The organism is Aliivibrio sp. 1S128, from assembly GCF_001691065.1.
Classification (GTDB): domain Bacteria; phylum Pseudomonadota; class Gammaproteobacteria; order Enterobacterales; family Vibrionaceae; genus Aliivibrio.
The window spans coordinates 88,903-105,577 of record NZ_MAJV01000058.1; the positions used below are offsets into that span (position 1 = coordinate 88,903).

General features: G+C 37.8%; 17 protein-coding genes. 13 read left to right on the plus strand and 4 right to left on the minus strand.

Going from position 1 to position 16,675, the window contains the following annotated elements:
- The first annotated feature begins 63 nt into the window (after positions 1 to 63).
- The 7 genes from A6E03_RS08090 to ttcA all read left to right on the plus strand — a co-directional run bounded on the left by A6E03_RS08090 (position 64) and on the right by ttcA (position 6,765).
- Entirely contained in the window at positions 64 to 543 is a 480-nt protein-coding gene (locus A6E03_RS08090; protein ID WP_065600584.1) for a FixH family protein, read from the plus strand.
- A gap of 5 nt (positions 544 to 548) precedes the next feature.
- Positions 549 to 2,927, plus strand: a complete 2,379-nt coding sequence (locus A6E03_RS08095; RefSeq protein WP_065600585.1) for a heavy metal translocating P-type ATPase — start codon at positions 549 to 551, stop codon at positions 2,925 to 2,927.
- Positions 2,920 to 3,090, plus strand: coding sequence for a cbb3-type cytochrome oxidase assembly protein CcoS (gene ccoS, locus A6E03_RS08100; protein WP_065600586.1), 171 nt, complete (start codon positions 2,920 to 2,922; stop codon positions 3,088 to 3,090). The genes A6E03_RS08095 and ccoS overlap by 8 nt, the downstream gene beginning before the upstream one ends.
- Positions 3,080 to 3,754 carry a sulfite exporter TauE/SafE family protein gene (locus tag A6E03_RS08105; RefSeq protein ID WP_065591129.1) on the plus strand — a complete coding sequence of 225 codons (675 nt, stop codon included), beginning with the start codon at positions 3,080 to 3,082 and terminating at the stop codon, positions 3,752 to 3,754. The genes ccoS and A6E03_RS08105 overlap by 11 nt, the downstream gene beginning before the upstream one ends.
- Positions 3,755 to 3,850: 96 nt before the next feature.
- Positions 3,851 to 4,603, plus strand: coding sequence for an FNR family transcription factor (locus A6E03_RS08110; protein ID WP_065591130.1), 753 nt, complete (start codon positions 3,851 to 3,853; stop codon positions 4,601 to 4,603).
- A 154-nt stretch (positions 4,604 to 4,757) separates the two neighbouring features.
- On the plus strand, positions 4,758 to 5,705 hold the full coding sequence (gene uspE / locus A6E03_RS08115; RefSeq protein ID WP_065591131.1) for a universal stress protein UspE: 948 nt from the start codon (positions 4,758 to 4,760) through the stop codon (positions 5,703 to 5,705).
- Positions 5,706 to 5,841: 136 nt separating this feature from the next.
- Positions 5,842 to 6,765, plus strand: coding sequence for a tRNA 2-thiocytidine(32) synthetase TtcA (gene ttcA / locus A6E03_RS08120; RefSeq protein WP_065591132.1), 924 nt, complete (start codon positions 5,842 to 5,844; stop codon positions 6,763 to 6,765).
- Between the two features lie 107 nt (positions 6,766 to 6,872).
- Here the strand turns inward: ttcA and A6E03_RS08125 are convergent, their stop codons facing one another.
- From A6E03_RS08125 to A6E03_RS08135, 3 genes are read right to left on the minus strand one after another with little or no spacing between them, the layout of a single operon-like run.
- The gene (locus tag A6E03_RS08125; protein WP_065591133.1) at positions 6,873 to 7,520 is read right to left on the minus strand and encodes a DUF2987 domain-containing protein; all 648 of its coding nucleotides are present in this window, start codon (positions 7,518 to 7,520) and stop codon (positions 6,873 to 6,875) included.
- A gap of 1 nt (position 7,521) precedes the next feature.
- Positions 7,522 to 8,256 (minus strand): glucosaminidase domain-containing protein, encoded by a 735-nt coding sequence (locus tag A6E03_RS08130; RefSeq protein WP_065591134.1) that lies wholly within the window; start codon positions 8,254 to 8,256, stop codon positions 7,522 to 7,524.
- A gap of 8 nt (positions 8,257 to 8,264) precedes the next feature.
- Positions 8,265 to 9,092, minus strand: a complete 828-nt coding sequence (locus A6E03_RS08135) for a hypothetical protein (protein WP_065591135.1) — start codon at positions 9,090 to 9,092, stop codon at positions 8,265 to 8,267.
- A gap of 327 nt (positions 9,093 to 9,419) precedes the next feature.
- Here A6E03_RS08135 and potA point away from each other — a divergent pair, with 327 nt between their 5' ends.
- The 5 genes from potA to A6E03_RS08160 all read left to right on the plus strand — a co-directional run bounded on the left by potA (position 9,420) and on the right by A6E03_RS08160 (position 14,537).
- A complete protein-coding gene (potA, locus tag A6E03_RS08140) occupies positions 9,420 to 10,538 on the plus strand; it encodes a spermidine/putrescine ABC transporter ATP-binding protein PotA (RefSeq protein ID WP_065591320.1) in 1,119 nt (372 codons plus the stop codon).
- On the plus strand, positions 10,522 to 11,379 hold the full coding sequence (gene potB, locus A6E03_RS08145; RefSeq protein WP_065591136.1) for a spermidine/putrescine ABC transporter permease PotB: 858 nt from the start codon (positions 10,522 to 10,524) through the stop codon (positions 11,377 to 11,379). Before potA ends, potB begins: the two co-directional genes overlap by 17 nt.
- A complete protein-coding gene (gene potC, locus A6E03_RS08150; RefSeq protein ID WP_065591137.1) occupies positions 11,379 to 12,149 on the plus strand; it encodes a spermidine/putrescine ABC transporter permease PotC in 771 nt (256 codons plus the stop codon). Before potB ends, potC begins: the two co-directional genes overlap by 1 nt.
- Positions 12,150 to 12,248: 99 nt before the next feature.
- Positions 12,249 to 13,283 carry an extracellular solute-binding protein gene (locus A6E03_RS08155; RefSeq protein WP_065591138.1) on the plus strand — a complete coding sequence of 345 codons (1,035 nt, stop codon included), beginning with the start codon at positions 12,249 to 12,251 and terminating at the stop codon, positions 13,281 to 13,283.
- A 210-nt stretch (positions 13,284 to 13,493) separates the two neighbouring features.
- Positions 13,494 to 14,537 (plus strand): extracellular solute-binding protein, encoded by a 1,044-nt coding sequence (locus A6E03_RS08160; protein WP_065591139.1) that lies wholly within the window; start codon positions 13,494 to 13,496, stop codon positions 14,535 to 14,537.
- 98 nt (positions 14,538 to 14,635) lie between these two features.
- Here the strand turns inward: A6E03_RS08160 and cobB are convergent, their stop codons facing one another.
- Positions 14,636 to 15,349 carry a Sir2 family NAD+-dependent deacetylase gene (gene cobB, locus A6E03_RS08165; RefSeq protein ID WP_065600587.1) on the minus strand — a complete coding sequence of 238 codons (714 nt, stop codon included), beginning with the start codon at positions 15,347 to 15,349 and terminating at the stop codon, positions 14,636 to 14,638.
- A 167-nt stretch (positions 15,350 to 15,516) separates the two neighbouring features.
- Here cobB and A6E03_RS08170 point away from each other — a divergent pair, with 167 nt between their 5' ends.
- Entirely contained in the window at positions 15,517 to 16,428 is a 912-nt protein-coding gene (locus A6E03_RS08170; protein ID WP_065591141.1) for a LysR family transcriptional regulator, read from the plus strand.
- Positions 16,429 to 16,675: the final 247 nt, after the last annotated feature.

Below are 16,675 nucleotides of genomic sequence, written 5' to 3' on the forward strand. Positions count from 1 at the left end.
GCCCCTGTATACTCAGGGGCTTTTACTTTTTTAACTAAAGTACTTTAATAGGGAATTATTACTATGTCTCAACCTTGGTATAAGCAGTTCTGGCCTTGGTTTCTCATCATTCTTCCAGGTACCGTTGTCGTTGCTTGTATATCAACTTACATTTTATTTGTAGAGCACGATGTTGATCTGGTCGCAGAAGACTATTACAAGAAAGGCAAAGCAATCAATGTCGATCTTTCAAAAATCAAAGTAGCTCAAGAACTTTCAATTTTTGCTAAGGTTCGCACTGTGGATAACACTATTGAAATTCAATTAGATAAAGGAAAGCTCGAGCATAATCCTGCAATTAAAGCTATTTTTACTCACCGTACATTGCCAAATCATGATTTCTCGCAATTATTAACCTCTGATGCAAAAAGTGTTTATCGTATTCAATTAGAAGAACCTTTAACGGGTCCTTGGTTTATTGAATTATTGCCACATAACAGTGCTTGGATGATTCAAGGGCGCGTAAATTTCCCTACCGCAGATTTTTTTCCTTTAGGTAAGTAGACCATATGTCGAAGGATTGTTACCACTGTAGTGAACCGGTTCCTTCCGGTTCACATTTTCAAGTTGATATTTTAGGTGAACATCGCGATATGTGTTGCCCTGGTTGTGAATCTGTCGCGCAAACCATCGTAGATAATGGTCTCTCGTCTTATTATCAATATCGTACTGCCCCTGCTGATAAAGCAGATTTAATTCCAGAACAACTTAAAGCTCTAGTGCATTATGACCATAGTGAAATTCAAAAAGAGTTTATTCGGTCAAGTGATAACGTCAAAGAGGTGACACTGTCACTTGATGGTGTTTCTTGTGCTGCTTGTGCATGGTTAATAGAAAAGCAACTGTCAAGTGCCAAAGGCATCCATCGAATTCAAGTTAATACGTCAACACATCGAGCCTTATTAAGTTGGAATCCAAAAGAAACAAAATTAAGTACGTTGTTAACTCTTATTCACCAACTTGGTTATAAAGCTGCCCCATTTGAAGCAGATAAACAAGAAGAAGAATACCATCGTTCAATGAAGCAATACTTATATCGTCTAGGTATTGCAGGTTTAGCTACGATGCAAGTCATGATGCTTGCTGTTGCCTTATACCTAGAAGTATTTGGTGATTTAGATGCAGAGTTTAGAAATTACCTTCGTTATGTCAGTTTAGTTTTTGCAACACCAGTAATGCTTTATTCCGCATTACCATTTTATATGAACGCTTGGCGTAGCTTAAAAGCAAGGACATTAGGAATGGATGTCCCTGTTTCTATTGCTATGCTATTTGCTTACTTTGCAAGTGTTGTTGCAACCGTGACCGAAACAGGAGAAGTTTTTTTTGAATCGGTGGCGATGTTTACTTTTTTCTTGTTACTTGGTCGATTCTTAGAAATGCGAGCTCGTCGTAAAGCGGCCGCAATTACTGGTAACTTATTAAAATTAATACCTGTTATGGCGACATTAATATCAGGTAAAAAAGTGCCCGCAAGAACGCTCGATGTTGGTGACACCGTAATTGTTCCACCAGGAGAACACTTACCTGCAGACGGTATCGTTCTCTCTGGTTGTAGTGCTATTGATGAATCCATGTTTACAGGTGAATCAATGCCAGTCGCTAAAAAAGAAGCCGACCTTGTTTATGCCGGTACAATTAATGGTGATGGAAACCTCACGATTAAAGTCACAAAAACCAAAGCTGATTCATTAATCTCTAATATCGTGAAATTACAAGATGAGGCTCAAATGTCGAAGCCTAAAGTGGCTGAGATTGCTGATTTAGTGGCTCGTTATTTTGTTGCTGGTATTTTAATTATTTCTGCATTTACTTGGTTTTATTGGCATGACACCAAACCTGATAATGCTTTTTGGATCATGCTATCTGTTTTAGTCGCTACTTGTCCTTGTGCTTTATCTCTAGCGACACCAACTGCGATTACTTGCTCTACTTCTCGCTTAGCACAGCTTGGTTTAATGTTACGCCGTGGTCATGTATTAGAAACATTATGCAAAGTAAATCGCTTAGTAATTGATAAAACAGGCACGTTAACAGAAGGTAATATTCGCCTAACTCAACTTCATTCTTTTACTGATATTTCAGAAAAAGAAATAAAAATGATTGCAGCAGAACTAGAATCTTTTGCCAATCATCCTATTGCTCGTGCTTTTTCACAGTATCGAGACTCAACGCAGACCCGTTTTGAACGAGTTGAAAATATTATAGGCTCTGGCTTACAAGGCTTTATCGGTAACGATGAATGGAAAATTGGTCATAAAATCTTTGCCGCACAAAATTGTCAATTAGAAAACCATCAAGATTATCAAGTGTGGTTATCTAAAAATGGACAAGCGGTTGCCGCTTTTGTATTGGATGACCCAATTCGCCAAGAAAGTAGAGTCTTAATTCAATCCCTGCACCATTTAGGTATTAAAGTTACAATGCTCACTGGTGACAGTAGCTCTTCTGTTGAAAGAGTGGCTAAAGCTTTAGATATTGATGACGTCATTTCAGGGGCAACACCGCAAGGTAAATTGGATTATTTAAAATCATTACCAAAACAAGAAGTAAGCTTAATGGTTGGTGATGGCATTAATGATGCCCCTACTCTTGCTGGTGCGCATTTATCTATTGCTATGGGATCAGGAACTGATGTAGCAAAAGCCTCTGCTGATATGATTTTACTAGGAGACAACCTCTCTCGACTTATTGAAGCGAGAGAGTTGGCAATCAAAACTCGGAAAATAATCCGTGAAAACTTAGCATGGGCATTAGGCTATAATGCCATTATCTTACCTCTTGCCGTCATGGGATTGGTCGCTCCTTATATTGCCGTTGTTGGAATGTCGGGAAGTTCAATTATTGTTGTATCTAATTCACTCAGGTTATTAAAAGAAAATGGCTAGTTTATATTTATTAATCCCAATTGCGATCATGTTAGTTTGTGTTGCCGTTGTTGTCTTTATTTGGGCTGTTAAGAGTGACCAATTTGAAGACTTAGATCGTCAAGGAACTGAAATTTTATTTGATGAAGACACCCCAGTAAAAAAGAATAAAAATGAACATTGATCTTGTAGGCGCTTTTTTTGTTGGAGTGATGGGAGCGGCTCATTGTATAGGAATGTGCGGCGGTATATCTGCCGTAATATCAATGAATTCGACAAACAAAAGACATCCGCGCTGGCAATTTATCCTTCTTTATAATATTGGAAGAATAATTTCATATTCTCTTTTTGGTTATATTATTGGTGGGTTGTTTGTTTCGATTGCCCTAGCATCAGAAAGTTATAGTGCATTAGTAGCATTAAGAGTATTGGCTGGGCTACTCATGTGTCTATTAGCATGTTATATCGCTAATTGGTGGAAAGGTCTCGTTTATATTGAAGTGATAGGCAAACGGCTATGGCAATTAATATCACCATTAACAAAACCACTCCTTCCTTTAAAAACGCCCCTGCATGCGATTCCATTTGGATTTTTATGGGGTTGGCTACCTTGTGGGTTGGTTTATTCAACATTAAGCTGGGCTGCTGTTTCAGGTAGTGCCAACAATGGTGCATTAATTATGATGGCATTTGGTTTAGGCACCCTCCCGGCCATGTTTTTAGTTGGCCTAGGTGCTCAAATCTTTAAATCATGGTTAAACCACAAGATAACCAAGAACATTAGCGGTTTATTATTATTAGCATACGGAATTCATACGATATATATTGCTATAGATCAACTAAACTAATTATATTTTTTTTGCATAGTTTTGTTTTTATGCTACCACTTTGGTTCAGGTTAATGTTAAAATTGACATAGGTCAATTATAAGAGCATTGAATTAAATGATGTCAGATAACTCAGCAAACAAACGAATCCAATCAGGCGGTTGTGCTATTCACTGCCAAGATTGTAGTATCAGTCAGCTATGTATTCCATTCACGTTAAATGAATCAGAATTAGATCAGTTGGATGAGATTATTGAGCGTAAAAAACCAATTCAAAAAGGCCAAGAGCTTTTTAAAGCTGGTGATGAGCTACGTTCACTCTATGCTATTCGCTCAGGAACAATTAAGAGTTACACAATTACAGAGCAAGGCGATGAGCAAATTACCGCTTTTCACTTAGCTGGTGATTTAGTAGGTTTTGATGCCATTTCTGAAGCTGAGCATCCAAGTTTTGCTCAAGCTCTTGAAACATCAATGGTATGTGAAATACCTTATGAAATTCTTGATGACCTTTCTGGTAAAATGCCAAAACTTCGTCAACAAATCATGCGTTTGATGAGCAATGAAATCAAAGGCGATCAAGAAATGATCCTATTGCTTTCTAAAAAGAATGCTGAAGAACGTCTCGCTGCTTTCTTATATAATTTATCGACCCGCTTCCATCAACGAGGTTTTTCTCCAAGAGAATTTCGTTTAACCATGACACGTGGTGATATTGGCAACTACTTAGGCTTAACAGTAGAAACCATTAGTCGATTATTAGGTCGCTTCCAAAAAACAGAAATGCTTACGGTTAAAGGCAAATACATCACGATTAATGATCACGATGCATTGGCTGAATTAGCAGGTTCTGCAAAAGAGATAAAATAAGTCCTCTCCTCCCACAAATAACATAAAAAAGTGAGGTATTTCTCTTTGAAGTACTTCACTTTTTTGTATTCTAACGCTACAAATTCCCCCCCAAGGTGCTAAAGTAAATATAACAAAACGATGTTATAGATTTGGTTTTACCAAGGAGGTTACTATGAACCGCTATCGTAAAATACTTGTTGCAGGGATTATTGATCAGGATGAACAACCCGCACTATATCGCGCATTAGAAATAGCTAAGCGCAGTACAAAAACATCCGAAATCACTCTATTCTGCACAACTTACGACTTTTCTTATGAAATGACGTCAATGCTTTCTGCTGATGAAAGAACAGCAATGAGAAATGGCGTAGTTTCTCAAAAAATGAAAATGCTTAATGATATTATCGATAGTTATGATATCCCTAATCATGTTACCGTTACGGTAAAAATCGTTTGGCATAATAGACCTTATGAAGCCATTATTCATGAAATATTTGACGGTGGTTACGATTTACTGGTTAAAGCCACTCGCGAGCACGCTAAATTTGAAACCGTATTTTTTACCCCTACAGATTGGCATCTACTACGTAAAGCCCCTATTCCTGTACTTTTAGTTAAAGAAAGAGGCTGGCCAAACAATGGAAATATTTTAGCCTCGGTTCATGTTGGCTCTGAAAACCCAGCACACCTTGCTCTTAATCATAAAATGGTAGAAGAAGCAAAATACTTTGCGGAGATTTTAAATTCTACCGCTCATTTAGTGAATGCCTATCCTTCAACGCCTCCTTCTATCCATGTTGAATTACCTGAATTTGATTCCATTCAATATAAAGATGCTATTCGTGGGCATCATTTGACTCAAATGAAGGCATTAAGACAAGAGCATGGTCTGCCTGAAGAACAAACTCATGTATACGAAGGTATAACCGAAGAAGTGATATCTGAAGTTGAAGATGAACTTCATGCTGGACTGGTAATACTAGGAACAACAGGTCGTACCGGTTTATCGGCTATATTCATAGGAAATACTGCTGAAAATACATTGTCTCTATTAAACAGCGATATATTAGCCCTAAAACCTGAAGGTTACATTAGTCCTCTTGACCCTAATAATACTTAATACTCTCCTTTAACATAATAAAGGGCTACCATGTAGCCCTTTCACTACTAAAATAATTCCGTCGAAACTCGCTTATTGATCTTGATTGGGTATAATACCCGCCTTATCAGTTCCATCATTATGTTAGAGTAAGTAAATGAGCGAATTCACTAAAGCGCAGCAAGTCAATTTCAATAAGCTTCAAAAGAAAATCCGTCGTAATACCGGTAATGCAATTGCCGATTACAATATGATTGAAGATGGCGACCGTATCATGGTCTGTCTATCTGGTGGTAAAGACAGTTTTACCATGTTAGATATTCTTATGGGTTTAAAGAAAAGTGCGCCTATCTCATTTGATCTAATCGCAGTAAACCTTGATCAAAAACAGCCAGGCTTTCCTTCGCATATCCTACCGGAGTACTTAGAAAAGCTAGGTGTTGAATATAAGGTTGTCGAAGAAGATACTTATTCGATTGTTCAAGACAAATTAGTTGAAGGTAAAACTACTTGTTCTTTATGCTCACGTTTACGTCGTGGTATTTTGTACCGCACAGCAAAAGAGCTAGGGGCAACTAAAATTGCACTTGGTCATCATCGTGATGATATTTTAGAAACGATGTTCTTAAACATGTTCTACGGCGGCAAACTAAAAGGAATGCCACCAAAGTTAGTTTCTGATAATGGCGAGCACGTAGTAATTCGTCCATTGGCTTATTGTCGTGAAAAAGACATCATAAAATACGCTGATCTGGCTGATTACCCTATCATTCCATGTAATCTTTGTGGCTCTCAACCTAACATGCAACGCCAAAATATTAAGCAAATGCTGAATACATGGGATAGCCAATTCCCAGGGCGTATTGAATCTATGTTTACTGCAATGCAAAACGTAGTACCAAGTCACCTTGCTGATTTTAACACCTTTGATTTCAAGAGCATTAACAGTGATTCTGGTATCATTAATGGCGGAGACATTGGTTTTGATAAAGAAGACATGCCAGTTCAACCTGTTGATGCTGATGATGCAGTCGCAGAATTTGACCCGTCTTTACAATTAAATGTAGTAAACGTTCAATAATCTTATGTTGAACTGCAAGTCATAGATACTCACGTTATCTAAAAATCATATATAAAAATGGCGTTACTTATTAAAAGTAACGCCATTTTTTATTTAATTGAAACAGATTACTTAACAAGCCAAGGGGTGACCTTCAATGGCGTGGCGGGTAATTCAAAAGAATCCTCTTTACTGAAGGATCTTAAGTCTATCGTTGCCTTCCCATTTTCAATAGGAATTATTACGCCATTAGATGCTTTAATTCCTGATGTTACCGCGTCACTAAAAACAAAACGCACGCCTTCTACATCTGGCATAAAATACTTAGAGAACATACCTCCAATATCAGAAAGCATCGCATCCATTTGAGTTGTTAATAGCGTTAATTCATTAACACTCACCGTCCCTATCAGTGGATTATTTGCTAATACTTCCATCGAAATATCGCATTGCTTGCCTTCCTCTGTTTGAATATAAACTAATGGATTGGCTGATTTTAAGTTGTCATCAATTGGAAGAAGCAGCTCCTGATTAGTTGGAATTGTGAATTCCTCATAATGCTCTTCTTTTTCCATCCATGCTTTTGTTATTTGACAGGCTTTACCCGTTTGTGAATCATTAAAGAACAATGCCATGCGAACATCTTCGTGGCCTTCTTTTTGATTTACTTTTAACTGGTAATACAGTTTCGAATAAGTAAAACGATACTGCTCAGCTTTAACTGGTAACGCCAAACACAACAGTGACAACGTTGTCGCACCAATCCATTTTTTCATTTTATCTCCAATACTGACTGTTATGACGGATCATCGCTTGGATCTCTTCTACGTAAGCATCGCCACGTTCAGAGTAACGAATAAGTCCATGTGCTAATGCATTTGCTTCTTGTTCTGGTGTTAATGCCTCAGGAGAACTGTGTAATTTAGCACGAATGATACGAAGTTCAGCATACGCATCATTACGGTTTACATTCATAAAATAAGCATGAACCGCATCTTGTGATGAATCAAATTTTGCCACCTCGTGAGCGGCACCTTCGTTGCGCTTACTTGGAACAACACCACAACCTTTAGTGTAACACCACTGCCCAAAGTAGTTGTTGGCTTCACGTGCAAAACGAGATGTCCCCCATGCTGATTCATTTGCCCCTTGGCTTAACACAAGTGGCGCTGGAATATAATCAACTTTAACCAACATTGCATTTACCCAATCGGCGGTAATACCTGCATCCGTCAATTTTCCTTTATATAAAGAAGACAACTCTGTTGCTCTATCTAACTCTTTTTTTGAAATCTCAGTATCGTTGTCTAATTTCATAACTAGAGATTCTAAGAAAGTTCGTTCTTCTTTAACTCGAGCATTTTCAGCAACCACAGCTGGGTACATAAAATTAAAGAAAGCGGCTTTCTTCTCTTTTACATCAGTAAAGGCTTTAAAATCAGGAACATCTTCTCTTGGAGTACAAGCAGACATCATTAATACAGCAGATAGAACAAGAATTTTTTTAATCATTACAGAACTCACGCATTGAAAATATTATTTTTAACATCTTGATTTGGGGCATTGTGGTCATCGTTATTACCACTATCCTCGTCATTTTTCACCATTACTTTTAGAGTAATACCGAACATATTACGATAAAGAATACCTTTAATATTAAAGATAAATGGCATCACCACAATTAAACCTACACCATATAAAGCAATACCAAACACCAAAGCAAGCATAATCACAACATGAATAAGAAGCATTGATGTAAGCTTTTTATTCGTTGCTCTAAATGAATATAGCAAGGCTTTTAATGGTGGGACTTTTTTCTCACACACTAAAAGAATAGCAAAGCCAAAAGCCATTGATAAATAAAGGGCAACCATTGGTAAATAAATATTTACCAAACCTTGTAAAACCTCAGAAAGAATCGTGACTAAAGCAACCATGCCCGCAGAAGCCATCCCTTTAAAGATATAACTTGAACGGCACTTTAGCCCTGCCGCGTGGCTCATGCCCATTAAGCTTGCTCCAGCCGTTAACGGAGAAACAATAACTTGTGCACTTAAACCAGCAACAAATGCTGCATAAGAGATAGTCGTCGTCAGTTCTGTTTCACCTAAGAAAGCTTGAAACAAAATAGCGGGATCACCTAATTGAACTTGTAAAGCAATGAAGAATACTGCCATATAAGAAAACGTCAGCAATAAAATAGCGGGCGAAAACGTGAAGAAATGCGTAATCGTATTCTTCCACGCTTCTTGAAGTACACTAACAGGACTTAATTCAACCTGACCAGTCATTGCCTTTTCGATGCTCCCACCAAGGAGAAACGTTTTTTCTTTTGGTTGTTCGCTCATTTCTATATACCACAATAAAACATGAGGCGATTATACGGCTTTCATCCTCCTAGTGCAGTAATCAAAAAAAAGAATTTTACTAATCCTTTGAAAACAACGACTTTTAATTGTAACAAAACCAACCAACTTACTGAATTTTGTCTATAATTAAGCTCAACATATATACACTAAAGCGCTAAAATACAAAGAGTTTAAAAAAAAATAGGGTTATCAAATAAAAAACACTTTTAATATGATAACTTGGGGTCTATTATGCGCCCGAAATCCCATCTTACATTCATAATACTAAGCGCGGTATCACTACCCGAAGGCGGAGATAAAAAGACATTGAACGTTACACAAAAATCCGAAAAAGAAGCCGTTATTAAATTAACAGGCATTTCAAAAAGTTTTGATGGCAAAGAAGTAATATCTAATTTTGATCTAGATGTTAACCACGGTGAATTTCTAACCATTCTTGGGCCATCAGGGTGTGGTAAAACCACAGTGTTGCGCATGATAGCAGGTTTTGAAACTGCAGATGCAGGAACAATTTTACTGGATTCGACGGATGTAACGTCAATACCCGCAGAGCAGAGGCATGTGAATACTGTATTCCAAAGCTATGCCCTATTCCCACACATGACGGTATTTGAAAACGTTGCGTTTGGTTTACGTATGCAAAACATTCCAAGTAAAGACATCGAACCAAGAGTAATGGAAGCATTGCAAATGGTACGTCTTGCTCAAATGGCAAATCGTAAGCCGCATCAGTTATCTGGTGGCCAACAACAACGTATTGCTATTGCACGCGCAGTAGTAAATAAGCCTAAGGTTCTATTATTAGATGAATCGTTATCTGCACTTGATTACAAATTACGTAAACAAATGCAAATTGAGCTTAAACAACTACAGCGTCAGTTGGGTATTACTTTTATCTTTGTAACTCACGATCAAGAAGAAGCCCTATCGATGTCAGACCGTATTATTGTAATGCGTGATGGTGTTATCGAACAAGATGGTACTCCTCGTGAAATTTATGAAGAACCAAAGAACCTATTTGTTGCTCGCTTTATTGGTGAAATCAACGTATTCGCAGCCACTGTGCTGGAACGTCTTGATGACAAACGTATTAAAGCAGAAATTGAAGACACATCAGCAACTGTTTACTGTGAACTGGATGTAAATCCAGGAGATAAAGTAAAAGTGCTGTTGCGTCCTGAAGATTTACGACTTGAAGAAATTAAAGAATCAGATACTAAAGGCATTACTGGGTATGTTCGCGAACGTACTTATAAAGGCATGACATTAGATTCTGTTCTTGAATTAGATTCAGGGATGCGAGTCATGATCAGTGAGTTCTTTAATGAAGATGATCCTGATGTTGATCACTCTTTAGGTCAAAAAGTAGCAATTACTTGGGTTGAAAGCTGGGAAGTGGTGTTAGCAGATGAACAAGAAGTTTAATCTCCAAAATATCATCATCACTGTTATCGTAACCTGGTTACTGCTGTTCGTTTTCATTCCTAATGTAATGATCATCGGCACCAGTTTCCTAACTCGTGATGAAGCAAATTTAATTGAAATGACGTTTACGATAGATAACTATCTGCGTCTTTTTGATCCTTTATACGCAAAAGTACTGTGGCATTCATTTTATATGGCCATTGTTGCAACACTAATATGTTTAGTTGTGGGTTACCCATTTGCTTACATTGTTGCAAAAATGCCAGAAAAATGGCGTCCATTTATGCTTTTTTTAATCATTGTTCCTTTCTGGACTAACTCATTGATCCGTACTTACGGCTTAAAAATAGTGTTAGGCACCCAAGGTATTCTGAATAAAAGCTTAATCGCAATGGATATCATTGATAAACCAATGCGAATTATGTATACGGAAAGCGCGGTTATGATCGGTTTGGTTTATATCCTATTACCTTTTATGATCTTGCCATTATATTCAGCAATCGAAAAGTTGGATCGCACCTATTTAGAAGCCGCTCGTGATTTAGGCGCAAACAAACTTCAAACGTTATGGAAGATTGTTTTACCGCTTACTATGCCAGGCATTATCGGTGGTTGTTTATTGGTTCTATTACCAGCATTAGGTATGTTCTATATTTCTGACCTGTTAGGTGGCGCGAAAAATCTATTGATTGGTAATGTTATCAAGAGTCAGGTACTTAATGCTCGAGACTGGCCATTTGGCGCAGCAACCAGTATTGCCCTAACTCTAGCAATGGCATTAATGCTGTACGCATACTATCGTGCAGGCAAGTTATTAAATAAAAAGGCGGATCTAGATTAATGGGACGCACTATAAAATTCAGTTTCATGAGCTTGGTATATATTTTCTTATATTTACCAATCATCGTTTTAATTGCGAACTCATTTAACGCAAGTAAGTTTGGCATGAAATGGGGAGGTTTTACTACTAAGTGGTATGAAGCTCTAGCAAATAACGACAGTTTAATGCAAGCCGCTTGGCACTCAATTACCATTGCAGTAATTTCAGGTACTGCAGCAACCGTGATTGGTAGCTTGACAGCGGTTGCCCTATTTCGTTATCAGTTTAAAGGCAAGAAATTCGTTAATGGATTATTGTTTATCGTCATGATGTCACCAGATATCGTGATGGCAATTTCATTATTAGCTATTTTCTTAGTTATCGGATTTGAACTTGGTTTTTTAACCTTATTAATTGCTCACATTACCTTCTGCCTGCCATTCGTAGTGGTCACTGTTTATAGCCGCTTAAAAGGCTTTGACGTGAAGATGCTAGAAGCGGCTCGTGATTTAGGTGCAAGTGAATGGGTAATTCTAAAACAGATTATCTTACCACTAGCAAAACCAGCCGTTGCCGCTGGTTGGTTACTAAGTTTTACGCTTTCGTTAGATGACGTAATTATCAGTTCATTTGTAACGGGGCCAACTTACGAAATCTTACCACTGAAGATTTATTCAATGGTTAAAGTGGGCATTTCACCTGAAGTGAACGCCCTAGCGACGGTAATGTTAATTGTTTCACTTGCTTTAGTTGTAATATCACAACTGCTAGCAAGAGAAAAAATAAAGTAAATCTAAAAATTAATTGCTTAATATAAGCAATAAAATCTGGAAGACATGCCTTTTGTTCGACATGTCTCCTTTTTTATCACTCTAATGGAGAGTCAATCAATGAACAAAATGGCTGCGTTTTTTACTGGAACCGCCTGTGCATTAGCACTAACAATCAATGTTGCTAACGCAAAAGAAAATGATGAATTGGTATTCATGAACTGGGGACCATACATCAACAGTGATATCTTAGAAGAATTTACTAAAGAAACTGGCATTAAAGTTATCTACTCTACTTATGAGTCTAACGAAACTTTATACGCAAAAATGAAAGCGCATAATAAAGGTTACGATTTAGTTGTACCATCAACTTACTTTGTAGCAAAAATGCGTGACGAAAAAATGCTACAACCAATTGATAAATCAAAAATTTCAAACTTCAATGGTTTAGATACAAACTATTTAGATAAAGCATTCGATCCAAAGAATGAATACTCTATCCCACACGTAGTTGCCATTACAGGTCTTGCTGTAAATACTGAAATGTATAATCCAGATGATTTCGATAGCTGGAGCGATCTTTGGAACCCAGAGTTTGAAGGTCAATTAATGCTAATGGATGACACTCGTGAAGTATTCCATATTGCATTGCGCAAATTAGGTTACTCAGGTAACTCAACCAATCCAAAAGAAATTGATGAAGCTTACGCTGAGCTACAAAAACTAATGCCAAACGTATTGGTGTTTAACTCAGACAACCCTGCTGCACCATACATGGCAGGCGAAGTTGGTCTTGGTATGCTTTGGAATGGTTCAGCGGCTGCCGCGCAAGCGGAAGGATTACCAATTAAGCTAATCTTCCCTAAAGAAGGTGGTATTGGTTGGGTTGATAACTTTGCAATTCCATCTGGCGCGACAAACGTAGAAGCATCACATAAGATGATTGATTTCTTACTTCGCCCTGAAATTGCAGCACGTATCTCTCAAGATACTGGTTACCTAACTGCTGTTAAAGCATCAAATGACAAATTTAAAGATATAGCGCCATTATTCCCTTCTCAAGAAGATCTTGACCGTGTTGAATGGCAATCTGCCGTTGGTGACATGACAGTGAAATACGAAGAGTACTTCTTAAAACTGAAAGCCGGACAGTAACCTAACCCTTTACTGACCTTAATTAATGGCAGCGTTTACGCTGCCATTTTTATACTCAAGATTTATGCTTATTCATCTCTATCCCCCCCTTTCTTTCCTCAAAAACTAATCTATATCAAGCCCTTGATTTATAAACCCATGAAGTCTGTCTCAAATATTGGTATAATGCTCGGCTAATTAATGGAAATCCCTCTGATATAGGAGAAGGAAATGAAAAAGTGGACCACTCTCGTCTCTACAGGACTGTGCGCTGCAGCCTTAATCGCTGGTAATGCACAAGCTGCAGATAAAGAGCTCTATTTTTACAACTGGTCAGAATATATTCCTAATGAAGTACTAGAAGACTTCACAAAAGAAACCGGCATCAAAGTCTATTATTCTACATACGAGTCTAACGAAAGCATGTACGCTAAGTTAAAAACTCAAGGTTCAGGATACGACCTAGTTGTTCCTTCAACTTACTTTGTGTCTAAAATGCGCAAAGAAGGTATGTTACAAAAAATTGATAAAAGTAAATTGCCACATTTCAAAGATTTAGATCCTAACTATTTGAACAAACCATTCGATCCAAACAACAACTACTCTATTCCTTATATTTGGGGTGCGACGGGTATCGGTGTTAATGCGGATATGATGAACCCGAATGAGCTTCATTCTTGGAATGACTTCTGGGATGAAAAATGGCAAGGCCAATTAATGATGATGGATGACTCACGTGAAGTCTTCCATATGGCATTAACTAAATTAGGTTACTCAGGAAATACAACTAATCCTGACGAAATCAAAGCTGCATACGAAGAATTGAAAAAATTAATGCCAAACGTATTGGTATTTAATTCTGATTTCCCTGCAAATCCATACTTAGCTGGCGAAACAAGCGTAGGTATGTTGTGGAACGGTTCTGCTTATATGGCTCGTGAAGAAGGTGCTAATATTCAAATCGTATGGCCTGATAAAGGCACTATTTTTTGGATGGATAGCCTAGCGATTCCTTCTGGTGCGAAAAATGTAGATGCTGCACACCAAATGATAGATTTTTTACTTCGCCCTGAAAATGCAGCAAAAATTGCGCTAGAAATTGGCTACCCTACGCCAGTTAAATCTGCATATCCTCTTCTTCCTAAAGCGTTTGCTAATGATCCTAATATCTTCCCACCACAAGAAGTTATGGATTCAGGCGAGTGGCAAGATGAAGTAGGCTCTGCAAGTTCTATTTATGATGAATACTTCCAACGCCTAAAAGTAGATATGTAATATTATTTTTACTTTTGACTAAGTCATAAATAAAACAAAAAAAGCCAATGAACAAATACTTCATTGGCTTTTTTTTATTATATCGATTTAGGTTCGTTTTATGCTTCTAATAGTTCCGCAACTAGCTCAGGAACGAGCGTACCCGCCTTCCCATAACGTTTCTCTTCAAACTCATCATCAACGGCACTTGCCTCTAGATTAATCTCAATGGTGTGAGCTCCATGAAGCATGGCCTCATGAACAAACCCTGCAGCGGGATACACAGAACCTGACGTTCCAATAGAAATAAACAAATCCGCTTTATTTAACGCATCATGAATTCGTCCCATCTCTAATGGCATCTCACCAAACCACACCACATGAGGGCGTAGCTGCGCAGGTATCTGGCAACAATGGCAAAGATCGCCGGTATGGATATCATCAGTACAGCCGATAACTTGGTTTGATTCTTCACAGCGGATCTTATTTAGCTCACCATGCATATGAATCACATTTGAACTGCCACCACGTTCGTGTAAATTATCAATATTTTGAGTCACAATAGTCACCGTGCCATCAAGCTCACTCTCAAGCTTCGCTAATGCTTTATGGGCTGCGTTTGGTTTGATCTCATTGCTTTTTAATAATGCACGGCGCTTATTATAAAAATCTTGAACTAAATCGGGATCTTTAAAAAAACCTTCCGGTGTAGCGACATCTTCAATTCTATGGTTTTCCCACAGGCCATCACTTGCACGAAAGGTTTGAATACCTGATTCTGCTGAAATGCCAGCACCCGTTAATATAACTATATTCTTATATGGAAATAACATTCAATCTTCCTTAATAAACTTCTTTCATAACCAAACTTTACCATGAAAAAACAGTGTATTTTTCAATAGACCACGTAAAACAAAGATATTACACACTTTATTCAATCCCATCGCTCTATTACAATAGAGTTGACCTTTTAACTGTTAAAATGCCCATAGAGAAGCCCATGCTAAAGCAAGCTAAACAAATGATCGTATTCAATGCGCTTACTCAACAAAAAAGCTTTACCAAAGCCGCTCAACTTCTTGATATTTCAAGAACTCAGGTCAGTTTACAAATCCAACTTCTTGAAGAGCGTTTAGGTGTTCAGCTAGTACAACGAACCACGCGCTCTTTTTCTCTTACGGAAGCAGGTCAATCGTTCGCAGTGCATTGTGCCAATATCGCCGATGAAATTAACGAAGCCGAAAATGAATTGCTTTCTAGCGTAGATACATTGAATGGTAAATTACGTGTCGGTATCGCGCAGTCTTTTGCAACCAATCATATATTGCCCTATCTTTCTGAGCTTCATCAGCGCTATCCACAGCTTAATATAGAGATAACGTTGTTTGATCATAAGATCGATGTGATTGCAGAGCAATTAGACTTATGGATAGGTGTGATGGATTCCCCTCCTGAAGGATTTGTAGCAAGGCATCTAATTGATTGTCATTTTGTGCTTGTCGCTAACTCTACGTATCTAGCTAAGCATGGGATCCCTTATCACCCTTACGATCTTAAAAAGCATAACTGTCTAACGTACATGAGTCGTGAGCGTAAAGATAATGTATGGGGTTTCCATAAAGGAGATGAGAATCTACAAATAAAAGTATCGGGTAATTATCGAATTGATTCTGCCGATGCGATTCGTAACGCGACCGTATCAGGTAATGGTATAGGCTATATAGCGACTTATCTGCTTTCTGATGAATTACGAACTGGTAAGCTTGTGCAACTTCTTCCTGATTGGGAATTAAATCAATCAATGCCTCTTTACGCTGTTTATCCGCGTCGTAAATTCTTAGCCAAAAAAGTACACATCTTTATGGAGTTTGTTCGCCACCACATTAATGCAGAGAAGATTGATAATGTGTAATGGTTACCTAATCAACTTTTTGAATCATTGTTAATTAGATTAATCGATAAAAAAACACCCTACCTTAGGGATAATAATCGTAATTAATCGCACCCATTATCCCATATAGTAACAACTGACTCTTTTATATGTGACAAACCTCTCAAATGAGTATTTATTGATGGATCTATAAACAAATTACCTTATTTTTGTTATGGCTATGTAGTTTCAATAACATCTTGATCCTTGTCACACTTTTATTTTTGAC

Excerpts from the sequence above, each read along its gene's own strand:
- A6E03_RS08095 (WP_065600585.1), top strand. The coding sequence starts at position 549 with ATGTCGAAGGATTGTTACCACTGTAGTGAACCGGTTCCTTCCGGTTCA.
- A6E03_RS08090 (WP_065600584.1), top strand. The coding sequence starts at position 64 with ATGTCTCAACCTTGGTATAAGCAGTTCTGGCCTTGGTTTCTCATCATT.
- uspE (WP_065591131.1), top strand. The coding sequence starts at position 4,758 with ATGAACCGCTATCGTAAAATACTTGTTGCAGGGATTATTGATCAGGAT.
- A6E03_RS08110 (WP_065591130.1), top strand. The coding sequence starts at position 3,851 with ATGATGTCAGATAACTCAGCAAACAAACGAATCCAATCAGGCGGTTGT.
- A6E03_RS08125 (WP_065591133.1), bottom strand. The coding sequence starts at position 7,520 with ATGAAAAAATGGATTGGTGCGACAACGTTGTCACTGTTGTGTTTGGCG.
- ttcA (WP_065591132.1), top strand. The coding sequence starts at position 5,842 with ATGAGCGAATTCACTAAAGCGCAGCAAGTCAATTTCAATAAGCTTCAA.
- ccoS (WP_065600586.1), top strand. The coding sequence starts at position 2,920 with ATGGCTAGTTTATATTTATTAATCCCAATTGCGATCATGTTAGTTTGT.
- A6E03_RS08105 (WP_065591129.1), top strand. The coding sequence starts at position 3,080 with ATGAACATTGATCTTGTAGGCGCTTTTTTTGTTGGAGTGATGGGAGCG.
- A6E03_RS08160 (WP_065591139.1), top strand. The coding sequence starts at position 13,494 with ATGAAAAAGTGGACCACTCTCGTCTCTACAGGACTGTGCGCTGCAGCC.
- potB (WP_065591136.1), top strand. The coding sequence starts at position 10,522 with ATGAACAAGAAGTTTAATCTCCAAAATATCATCATCACTGTTATCGTA.
- A6E03_RS08130 (WP_065591134.1), bottom strand. The coding sequence starts at position 8,256 with ATGATTAAAAAAATTCTTGTTCTATCTGCTGTATTAATGATGTCTGCT.
- A6E03_RS08155 (WP_065591138.1), top strand. The coding sequence starts at position 12,249 with ATGAACAAAATGGCTGCGTTTTTTACTGGAACCGCCTGTGCATTAGCA.
- cobB (WP_065600587.1), bottom strand. The coding sequence starts at position 15,349 with ATGTTATTTCCATATAAGAATATAGTTATATTAACGGGTGCTGGCATT.
- A6E03_RS08135 (WP_065591135.1), bottom strand. The coding sequence starts at position 9,092 with ATGAGCGAACAACCAAAAGAAAAAACGTTTCTCCTTGGTGGGAGCATC.
- potC (WP_065591137.1), top strand. The coding sequence starts at position 11,379 with ATGGGACGCACTATAAAATTCAGTTTCATGAGCTTGGTATATATTTTC.
- A6E03_RS08170 (WP_065591141.1), top strand. The coding sequence starts at position 15,517 with ATGCTAAAGCAAGCTAAACAAATGATCGTATTCAATGCGCTTACTCAA.